Below are 11,315 nucleotides of genomic sequence, written 5' to 3'. Positions count from 1 at the left end.
GTGCCCCGGAAGGGGGCCGGCCCGGCGGCGCGGGGGTTGCTGGATCAGTCCAGGGAGTCGACGAGGGCGAAGAGCTCGTCGTCGGAGGCGGCGTCGAGGTCGCTGTCGTCCCCGGCCAGGCGGGCCGCGGCGGCGTCCGGGCCGTCCAGGCGGTCGAGCAGGGCCCGCAGGCGCGGCGACAGGCCGTCGAGCGCGTGGCCGTCCGCCAGCCGCCGCTCCAGGGCGGCCTCCAGCCGGTCCAGCTCGGCGAGGACCGGCTCCTCCCGCGGCGCGCCCTCCCGGGGCAGCCGCCCGTCGAGGAAGCCGGCCAGCGCGGCCGGGGTCGGGTAGTCGAACACCAGGGTGGCCGGCAGCCGCAGCCCGGTCGCCTCGTGCAGTCGGCTGCGCAGCTCCACGGCGGTCAGCGAGTCGAAGCCGATCTCCTTGAACGCCCGGGTGGCCTGGACGGACTCCGCCGAGGCGTGTCCGAGCACGTCCGCGACCTGGGTGCGCACCAGGTCGAGCAGGGCCCGGGTCCGGTGCTCCCCGGTGAGGCCGGCGATCCGGCGGGCCGGGTCCTGGCCGTCGCCGGTCTCGGCGGCCCGCCGGCCGGGGGCGCGGACCAGGCCGCGCAGCATCGGCGGCACCTCCCCGCCCCGGAAGGCGGCCGGGTTCAGCCGGACCGCGACGGCCAGCGGGTCGGCGCCGCACCGGGCGGCGTCGAACAGCTCCAGGCCCTGCTCCGCCTGGAGCGGCGCCATCCCGCCGCGGGCCAGCCGGCCGAGGTCGGCCCTGCCGAGCCCGCCCGCCATGCCGGCGTGCGCCGGGTCGTCGAGCAGCCACGGGCCCCAGGCGATCGCGGTGCCCGGCAGGCCGTCGGCGCGGCGGCTGCGGGCGAGCGCGTCCAGGAAGGTGTTGGCGGCGGCGTAGCCGGCCTGTCCGGCGGCGCCGAGCACCCCGGCGACCGAGGAGAACAGGACGAAGGCGTCCAGGTCCCGGCCGGCCGTCAGCTCGTGCAGGTTGACCGCGCCGTCCACCTTGGGGCGCAGGACGGCGGCGACCCGCTCGGGGGTGAGCGCGTCGAGCACGCCGTCGTCGAGCACACCGGCGGTGTGCACCACGGCGGTGACGTCGTGCGCGGCGAGCAGCGCCGCCAGGGCCGTCCGGTCGGCCGCGTCGCAGGCGGCGAGGGTGACCTCGGCGCCGAGCGCGGTGAGTGCGGAGGCGAGGTCGTCGGCGCCGGGGGCGTCGGGGCCGCTGCGGCTGGTGAGCAGCAGGCGGCGGACGCCGTGCGCGGTGACCAGGTGGCGGGCGACCAGCCGGCCGAGCGCACCGGTGGCTCCGGTGACCAGGACCGTGCCGTCCGGGCGCAGGGCCGGGGCGGCGGCTTCGCCGGTCGCGTCGGCACCGGCGCCGGCCCGGGCCAGCCGGGGTGCGGACACCGTGCCCCGGCGGACGACCAGCTGGGGCTCGTCGGTGGCCAGCGCGGCGGGCAGGACGGCGGCGGAGGCCTCGTCCCCGTCCAGGTCGACCAGGACGAACCGGCCGGGGTGCTCGGCCTGGGCCGAGCGGACCAGGCCCCAGAGCGGGGCGTGCACGAGGTCCCGGAGGTCGGCCCCGGCCGCGTGCCGGGTGACGAACACCAGCCGGGAGTCGGCGAACCGCTGGTCGGCGAGCCACTCCTGGAGGAGGGTCAGGGCCCGGCCGGTGGCGGCGCGCACCCGCTCGGCGAGCGGGCCCTCGCCCTCGGCCAGGGCCGGCCAGGGGACCAGGACGGTGTGCGGGGCGGCCGCGTCGAAGGCGGCCAGGTGCGGCCGGCCCGGCAGGCCGAAGGCCGGCTCGCCGAGCACGGCCCAGTCGGCCGTGGCGGGGGCCGCCGGGAGCCGCAGCTCGGCCGGCTCGACCCGGTAGAGCGCGTCCCGGCCGCCCGTGCCTGCCCCGGTGATCGCCTCCGGCGAGACCGGGCGCATCACCAGGGACTCCACCGAGGCGACCGGCGCACCGGTGGCGTCGGCGATGGCGAAGGCCACCCCGCCGGCGCGGGCCGGGGTGAGCCGGGCCCGGACGGCGGCGGCGCCGGAGGCGTACAGCTCGACGCCCGTCCAGGCGAAGGGCAGCCGGCCGTGCGGGGCCTCGTCGGTGGAGATCCGCTCCAGCAGGGTGGAGGCGGCCATCGCCTGGAGCACCGCGTCGAACATGCCGGGGTGGATGCCGAACCGGGCGGCCGCCGTACGGCCCTCCTCGGGCAGCGCGACCTCGGCGAAGACCTCGTCCCCGCGCCGCCAGAGCGCCGTCAGGCCGGCGAACAGCGGCCCGTAGGCGAAGCCGGTCTCGGTGGCCCGCCGGTAGAAGCCGGTCAGGTCGACCTGTTCCGCGCCGGCCGGCGGCCAGGCCCGGAGGTCGAAGCCCGGGGCGGCGGCGCCGGTGCCGAGCACGGCGTCGGCGTGGTGGGTCCACTCGCCCTCGGGGGCGTCCTCCGGCCGCGAGTGCACGGCCAGCGGGCGCCGGCCGGCGGCGTCGGCCGGGCCGACCCGCAGCTGGAGCAGCACGCTGCCGGTGCGCGGCAGGACCAGCGGCGCGAGGTGGGTGATCTCCTCGACCCGGTCGCAGCCCACCTGCTCGGCGGCGTGCAGGGCCAGTTCGGCGTAGGCGACGCCGGGGACGACGGTGCGGCCCATCACCCCGTGCTCGGCGATCCACGGGTGGGTCCGCTCGGAGAGCGAACCGGTGAACAGGAAGCCCGTGCCGTCGGCCAGTTCGGCCATGGCGCCGAGCATCGGGTGCTCCGGCGAGCCGAGTCCGGCCCCGGCCAGGCCGACCGGGCCCCCGGCGTCCTCCAGCCAGTACCGCTCGCGCTGGAAGGCGTAGGTGGGCAGCTCGGTCCGGCGGGCGCCGGGCAGCAGCCGCGACCAGTCGACCGCGGCGCCGCGCAGCCGCAGCGCGGCCAGCGCCTCGACCAGCGACTGCTCCTCAGGCCGGTCCCGGCGCTGGGCGGCGATCAGCGCGAACCCGGAGCCGGGCAGGCTCTCCCGGCCGGCCGCGGTGAGCACCGCGTCCGGGCCCAGCTCCAGGAAGGTGGTGACGCCCCGGTCGGCGAGCGCGAGCAGCGTGTCGTGGAAGCGGACGGCCTCGCGGACGTGCCGCACCCAGTACTCGGGGTCGGTGACCTCGGCCGGCAGCGGGATCCGCGGCTGGTGGTAGGTCAGCGACCCGGCGACGGCGCGGAACTCCGCCAGCATCGGGTCCATCAGCGGCGAGTGGAAGGCGTGGCTGACCCGCAGCCGCCTGGTGCTGCGCCCGCGCTCGGCGAGCACGGCGGCGACGGCCAGCACCGGCTCCTCCGGCCCGGCGATCACCACGGCCTCGGGGCCGTTGACCGCGGCCAGCGAGACCTGCCCGGTGAGCAGCGGCCGGACCTCCTCCTCGGTGGCGCGGACCGCCACCATCGCACCGCCGGAGGGAAGTCGCTCCATCAGCCGGCCGCGGGCGGCGACCAGGCGGGCGGCGTCGGCCAGCGACAGCACCCCGGCGACGTGGGCCGCGGCCAGTTCGCCGACCGAGTGGCCGGTGACGAAGTCCGGTGTCAGGCCGAAGGATTCGACCAGGCGGTAGAGGGCGACCTCGACGGCGAACAGGGCGGGCTGGGTCCAGCCGGTCCGGTCGAGCAGCTCGCCCTGCTGGAACACCACCTCGCGCAGCGGCCGCTCCAGGTGCTGGTCCAGCTCGGCGCAGACGGCGTCGAAGGCGTCCGCGAACTCCGGGTAGGTCTCGTACAACTCCCGGCCCATGCCGGGGCGTTGGGCGCCCTGGCCGGTGAAGAGGAAGGCGGTCCTGCCGGTCGCGGCGGTGCCGCGCAGGCCGCGGCCCGCGGCCAGGGCCGCCAGGCCGGCCAGCAGGCCCTCCCGGTCCCGGGCGACCACCGCGCCGCGGTGCGGCAGCGCCGCCCGGGCGGTGGTCAGCGAGTGGGCGAGGTCCGGCAGGACGGCCTCCGGGCGCTCGGCCAGGAAGGCGGCCAGCCGCTCGGCCTGGGCGGCCAGCGCCTGCTCGGAGCGGGCCGACAGCAGGAACGGCAGGGCGCCGTGCCCGGTCGGCGCGGCCGGCGGGGGCTGCTCCTCGGGGGCCTGCTCGACGATGACGTGGGCGTTGGTGCCGCTGATCCCGAAGGAGGAGACGCCGGCCCGGCGTGGGCGGCCGGTCTCGGGCCACTCCCGCTCCTCGGTGAGCAGCTCGACCGATCCGGCCGTCCAGTCGACGTGCGGGGTGGGCTCGTCCACGTGCAGGGTGCGGGGGAGCACCCCGTGGCGCATCGCCAGCACCATCTTGATGATGCCGCCGACCCCTGCGGCCGCCTGGGCGTGCCCGAGGTTGGACTTCAACGAGCCGAGCTGGAGCGGCAGTTCGCGGTCCTGGCCGTAGGTGGTGAGCAGGGCGTTGGCCTCGATCGGGTCGCCGAGCCGGGTGCCGGTGCCGTGCGCCTCGACGGCGTCCACGTCGGCCGGCGCCAGGCTCGCGGCGGCCAGCGCCTCGCGGATGACGCGTTCCTGGGCGGGGCCGTTGGGGGCGGTGAGGCCGTTGGAGGCGCCGTCCTGGTTGATCGCGGTGGCCCGGACGACCGCCAGCACCGGGTGCCCGTTGCGGCGGGCGTCCGACAGGCGCTCGACCAGCAGCACACCCACGCCCTCGGCGAAGCCCGTACCGTCGGCGGAGGCGGCGAAGGCCTTGCAGCGGCCGTCCGCCGACATGCCGCCCTGGCGGTCGAACTCGGCGAACAGGCCGGGCGTCGACATCACGGCCACGCCACCGGCCAGCGCCAGGTCGCACTCGCCGCGGCGCAGCGCGGCCGCCGCCAGGTGCAGGGCCACCAGGGAGGAGGAGCAGGCGGTGTCCACGGTGATCGCCGGGCCCTCCAGCCCGAAGGTGTACGCCACCCGGCCGGAGATCACGCTGGCCGCGCTGCCGTTGCCCAGGTAGCCCTCGACCTCGCCGGGGACGCGGCGCAGCCGCGAGGCGTAGTCCTGACCGCTGGTGCCCGTGAACACGCCGACCCGGGTGCCGTGCACCGAGGCCGGGTCGATGCCCGCCCGCTCGAAGGTCTCCCAGGAGGTCTCCAGCAGCAGCCGCTGCTGCGGGTCCATGGCGAGGGCCTCGCGCGGGCTGATGCCGAAGAAGGCCGCGTCGAACTCGGCCGCGTCGTACAGGAACCCGCCCTGGCCGCCGGGCTCCCAGCCGCGGTCGGCCGGGAAGCCGCTCAGCGCGTCGCCGCCGGCCCGCAACAGCCGCCACAGGTCCTCGGGCGAGCCGACCCCGCCGGGGTAGCGGCAGCCCATCGCGACGATCGCGATGGTGTCCTGGTCGCCGTCCCGGGCCGTCGTGCCGCTGGCCGTGGCCGGGCCCGCGGTCGCCGGGGCCTGCTCGTCGAGCAGCCGGGCGCGCAGGTGGCGGCCGAGCGCGGTCGGGCTCGGGTGGTCGAAGACCAGGGTGGCGGGCAGGCGCAGCCCGGTCGCGGTGCTGAGCCGGTTGCGCAGCTCCACCGCCGTCAGCGAGTCGAAGCCGAGGTCCTTGAACGCGCGGTCCGCGTCGATCGCCTCCGCCGAGCCGTGCCCGAGCACCGAGGCCGCGTGGCCGCGGACCAGGTCCAGCAGCAGCTCCGTACGGTCCGCCTCGGGGAGGGCGGCCAGCCTGCGGGTCAGCGCCGAACCGCTCGGCCCGGACACCGCCTCGGCCCTGCGCCGGGCCGGGGCCCGGAGCAGGCCGCGCAGCAGCGCCGGAACGGGGCCCCGGCCGCGCCGGGCGGACAGGTCGAGGTCGGCGGGCAGCAGCAGCGGCTCGTCCAGCAGGGCGGCCGCGTCGTACAGGGCCATGCCGAGCTCCGAGCCGAGCGGGGTCATGCCGCCCTCGCTCATCCGCTCGACGTCCCGGGCGTCCAGGTGCCCGGTCATGCTGCTGCGCTGCTCCCACAGGCCCCAGGCGAGCGAGGAGCCGGCCAGGCCGCGGGCCCGGCGGTGCTGGGCGAGCGCGTCCAGGAAGGTGTTGGCGGCGGCGTAGCCGCCCTGGCCCGCGCCGCCGAGCACACCGGCGGCGGAGGAGAACAGGACGAAGCAGGCCAGGTCCCGGTCGAGCGTCAGCTCGTGCAGGTTGAGCGCGCCGTCGACCTTGGGCCGCAGCACCGCGTCGATCCGCTCCGGGGTGAGCGAGCCGATCACGCCGTCGTCCAGCACCCCGGCGGTGTGCACCACGCCGGTGAGCGGGTGCGCGGCGGGGATCTCCGCGAGGACGGCGGCGAGCCGGTCGCGGTCGGCGGCGTCGCAGGCGGCGAGGGTCACGGTGGCGCCGAGGGCGCGGAGTTCGGCGGTGAGGTCGGCCGCGCCGGGGGCGTCGGCGCCGGTCCGGCTGGTGAGCAGCAGGTGGCGGACGCCGTGCTCGGTGACCAGGTGGCGGGCGAGCAGGGAGCCGAGGGTGCCGGTGCCGCCGGTGATCAGCAGGGTGCCGTCCGGGTCGAGGGCGGGCGGCACGGTCAGCACGACCTTGCCGGTGTGCCGGGCCTGGCTGACGTACCGGAAGGCGTCGACCGAGCGGCGGACGTCCCAGGTGGTGATCGGCAGCGGCCGCAGCACGCCGGCCTCGAACAGGTCGACCAGCTCGGCGAGCATCCCGGCGATCCGCTCCGGGCCGGCCTCGAACAGCTCGAAGGCGCGGTAGGCGACGCCGGGGTGCCGGGCGGCGACCTCCTCGGCGTCCCGGATGTCGGTCTTGCCCATCTCGACGAACCGGCCGCCGCGGGGCAGCAGGTCGAGCGAGGTGTCGACGAACTCCCCGGCCAGCGCGTTGAGCACGACGTCCACGCCGCGGCCGCCGGTGGCCGCCAGGAACTCGCGGCCGAAGTCCAGCGTGCGGGAGCCGGCCAGGTGGGCGTCGTCCAGGCCGAGCGGCCGCAGCGCGTCCCACTTGCCGGGGCTCGCGGTGCCGTACACCTCGGCGCCCAGGTGGCGGGCGAGTTGGACGGCGGCCATGCCCACGCCGCCGGCGGCGGCGTGCACCAGGACGGACTCGCCGGGGCGCAGCACGGCCAGGTCCTTCAGCGCGTAGTAGGCGGTGAGGAAGACGATCGGGGTGGACGCGGCCTCGGTGAAGTCCCAGCCCCGGGGGATGCGGACCAGCAGCCGGTGGTCGGTGACCGCGGTGGTGCCGAAGGACCCGGCGAACATGCCCATCACCCGGTCGCCGGGGGCGAGTCCGGTGACGTCCTCGGCGACCTCCAGGACGACGCCGGCGCCCTCGTTGCCGAGCAGGCCGGCCTGGCCCGGGTACATGCCGAGCGCGTTGAGCACGTCGCGGAAGTTGAGGCCGCCGGCGCGCAGGGCGACCCGGACGTGGCCGGGGGCGAGCGGCTCCAGGGTGTCCGGGCAGGCGGTCAGCACGAGGTTGTCCAGGGTGCCGCGCCCGGTGGTGTCCAGCCGCCAGGGCGAGCCGGCGGGCGGGGTGAGCGCGCCGGAGGAGGCCGCGCGGGCCAGCCGGGCGGCCAGCACCGTCCCCTCGCGCAGGGCGAGTTGGGGCTCGCCGGTGGCGAGGGCGGCGGGCAGCGCGGCGGCCGAGGCGGCGGTGCCGTCCAGGTCGACCAGGACGATCCGGTCCGGGTTCTCGGACTGGGCGGAGCGGACCAGGCCCCACAGCGGGGCGCAGGCCAGCGCGGTGACGGCCTCGCCGGGGTGGGCGGCGACCGCGCCGCCGGTGGCCAGGACCAGCCGGGACGCCGCGAAGCGGTCCTCGGACAGCCAGGCCTTCAGCAGCTCCAGCACCCGGTGGGTGACGGCCCGGGCCTGCTCGGCGGTGCCGCCGTCGGCCGGTGCCTCGACCGGGACCAGGACGACGGCCGGCACCTCGGCGGGCAGCGCGTCCAGGTCGTCGGTCCGGTACGGCTCGACGGTGTCCTCGGGCAGCGGGACGGCGGTCCAGTCGATCCGGAACAGCGCGTCGGGGGTGGCGGGCCGGGCGGCCGCGCCGACGGCGCCGATCGGGCGCAGCACGAAGGAGTCGGCGGTCGCCACCGGGGCGCCGGCCTGGTCGGCGACCAGCAGCGAGACGCTGTCCCGGCCGGTGCGGCTGAGCCGCACGCGCAGCTCGGCCGCACCGGAGGCGTGCAGGGTCACCCCGCTCCAGGCGAACGGCAGCAGGTTCAGGCCCTCGTCGCCGTCCACGGCGCAGCCCAGCGCGTGCAGGGCGGCGTCCAGCAGCGCCGGGTGCAGTCCGAAGCGCTCGGCCCGGGTCCGCTGCTCCTCGGGCAGTCGGACCTCGGCGTAGATGTCGTCGCCGTCCAGCCAGGCCGCCCGCAGACCGCGGAAGGCCGGGCCGTAGCCGAGACCGCCCGCGGCCAGCCGCTCGTAGTAGCCGTCCAGGTCGACGGCGGTGGCGCCGGCCGGGGGCCAGGCCGTCAGGTCCTCGGCGGCGGCCGGCGCGGCGGCCTGGGCGAGCCAGCCGCTGGCGTGCCGGACCCAGGGCGCGTCCAGCGGCGCGTCCTCCCGGAGGGAGTGGACGGTGACCTCGCGCCGGCCGCTCTCGTCGGCCGGGCCGACCCGCACCTGGAGGGCGATCCCGCCGCTCTCCGGGAGCACCAGCGGGCTCTCCAGGGCGAGTTCGTCGACCCGGTCGCAGCCGGCCTGGTCGCCCGCGTGGACGAGCAGGTCGAGGAAGGCGGTGCCCGGCAGCAGGACCGAGCCGAGCACGGCGTGGTCGGCCAGCCAGGGGTGGGTGCGCAGCGAGAGCCGGCCGGTGAGCAGCAGGCCGTCGCCGTCGGCGAGGGTGAGCGAGGCGCCGAGCAGCGGGTGGTCGGCGGAGCCGAGGCCGAGGTCGACGGCGTCCCCGTTGGAGGCGGTGGTCTCCAGCCAGTACCGCTCGTGCTGGAAGGGATAGGTGGGCAGGTCGGTCCGCCGCGCGCCGGGGAAGACGGCCGGCCAGTCGACCGTACGCCCCCGGACGTGCAGGGCGGCGAGCGCCGAGCGGAACCGGGCGGGGCCGCCGTGGTCGCGGCGCAGGGTGCCGGCCGCGACGGCGGTGGCCTCGGCGGCGTCCAGGGTGTCCTGCACGGCGGAGGCGAGCACCGGGTGCGGGCTGACCTCGACGAAGAAGGCGTGGCCGTCGGCGGCGAGGGCGCGGACGGCCTCCTCCAGCCGGACGGTCCGGCGCAGGTTGCGGTACCAGTACGCGGCGTCCAGCCGGACGGTGTCCAGCCAGGCGTCGTCCACGGTCGAGTAGAACGGCACCTCGGAGGTCCGGGGGGCGACGGGGGCGAGCAGGGTGAGCAGCTCGTCCTGGATCCGCTCGACGTGGGCCGAGTGCGAGGCGTAGTCGACGGGGACGCGGCGGGCGTGGACGCCCCGGGCGTCGAGGGCGGCCTGGAGTTCGTCCAGGGCGTCGGCGTCTCCGGCCACGACCGTGGACGAGGGGCCGTTGACGGCGGCGACGGAGATTCGGTCCTGCCAGGGGGTGAGGTCGATCTCCCCGGCGGGCTGGGCGACGGAGACCATGCCGCCGGCCCCGGCGATGGCGGTGATGGCCTGGGAACGCAGGGCCACGACCCGGGCGCCGTCCTGGAGGGAGAGCGCGCCGGCGACGGTGGCGGCGGCGATCTCGCCCTGGGAGTGGCCGATGACGGCGTCGGGCTGGACGCCGTACGCCTGCCAGAGGGCGGCGAGGGAGACCATGACGGCCCAGAGGGCGGGCTGGACGACGTCCACCCGGTCGTAGCCGGGGGCGCCCTCGGCGCCACGGAGGACGTCGATCAGCTTCCAGTCGGTGAACTCGGCCAGCGCGTCGGCGCATTCGGTGATGCGTGCGGCGAACACCGGCTCGGTGTCGAGGAGTTCGACGGCCATCCCGACCCACTGGGAGCCCTGGCCGGGGAACACGAAGACGGTCTTGCCGGTCACGTCGGCCGTGCCGGAGACCAGCCGGGCGGGCTCCTCGCCGGCCGCGAACGCCTCCAGGGCGGCGGCCAGTTCGGCGCCGTCCTCGGCGACCACGGCCGCGCGGTGGGCGAACTGCGTGCGGGAGACGGCCAGGGAGAGGCCGAGGTCGGCCGGGTCGGCGGGGGCGGTGTCCAGGTGCTCGCGCAGGCGGCGGGCCTGGTCGCGCAGGGCCTGGCCGGTCCGGGCGGAGAGCAGGAAGGGGAGCGCGCCCGGGGCGGGGGTCTCCCCGGCGGGCCGCTCGGTCGTCTCCTCGGCGGGCCGCTCCTCCGGGGCCTGTTCGAGGATGACGTGGGCGTTGGTGCCGCTGACGCCGAAGGAGGAGACCCCGGCCCGGCGCGGACGCCCGGTCTGCGGCCACTCCCGGGCCTCGGTGAGCAGCTCGACCGACCCGGCCGTCCAGTCCACCTGCGAGGACGGCGCGTCCACGTGCAGGGTCCGCGGCAGCAGGCCGTGCCGCATGGCCAGCACCATCTTCATCACGCCGGCCACCCCGGCGGCGGCCTGGGTGTGCCCGAGGTTGGACTTCACCGAGCCCAGCAGCAGCGGCCGTTCACGGTCCTGCCCGTAGGTGGCCAGCAGGGCCTGGGCCTCGATCGGGTCGCCCAGCCGGGTGCCGGTGCCGTGCGCCTCGACGGCGTCCACGTCGGTGGTGGAGAGCCGGGCGTTCTCCAGGGCCTGGCGGACGACCCGCTGCTGGGAGGGGCCGTTGGGCGCGGTCAGCCCGCTGGAGGCGCCGTCCTGGTTGACGGCGCTGCCGCGGACCACGGCGAGCACCGGGTGCCCGTTGCGGCGGGCGTCGGAGAGCCGCTCCAGCAGCAGCATGCCGGCGCCCTCGCCCCAGCCGGTGCCGTCCGCGGCCTCGGCGAACGCCTTGCAGCGCCCGTCCGAGGCGAGCCCGCGCTGCTTGGAGAACTCCACGAAGGACAGCGGGGTCGACATCACCGTGACCCCGCCCGCCAGGGCGAGCGAGCACTCGCCCTGGCGGAGCGCCTGGACGGCGAGGTGGAGGGAGACCAGCGAGGCGGAGCAGGCGGTGTCCACGGTGACCGCCGGGCCCTCGAGGCCGAAGGTGTAGGAGATGCGGCCGGAGACCACGCTGGCGCCGATGCCGGTCGCCAGGTACCCCTCGGCCGCCTCCGGGGCCCTGGTCACCAGCGCCGCGTAGTCCTGCCCGTTGGTGCCGGCGAAGACGCCGGTCCGGCTGCCGCGCAGCGACCGCGGGTCGATGCCCGCCCGCTCGATGGCCTCCCAGGAGGTCTCCAGCAGCAGCCGCTGCTGCGGGTCCATGGCCAGTGCCTCGCGCGGGCTGATCCCGAAGAAGCCCGCGTCGAACTCCGCGGCCCCGTACAGGAAGGCGCCCTCGCGGACGTACGA

1 protein-coding gene is annotated in these 11,315 nt (G+C 77.4%); it reads right to left on the bottom strand.

What is annotated here, in order from left to right; genetic code table 11:
- Positions 1 to 44 precede the first annotated feature (44 nt).
- Positions 45 to 11,315 (bottom strand): SDR family NAD(P)-dependent oxidoreductase (locus ACFU6K_RS16910; RefSeq protein ID WP_380663758.1); only part of this gene is annotated, 11,271 nt, incomplete at its 5' end.

The organism is Kitasatospora sp. NPDC057512, from assembly GCF_042802135.1.
Lineage (GTDB): Bacteria > Actinomycetota > Actinomycetes > Streptomycetales > Streptomycetaceae > Kitasatospora.
This window is presented reverse-complemented; position numbering and strand designations above follow the sequence as displayed.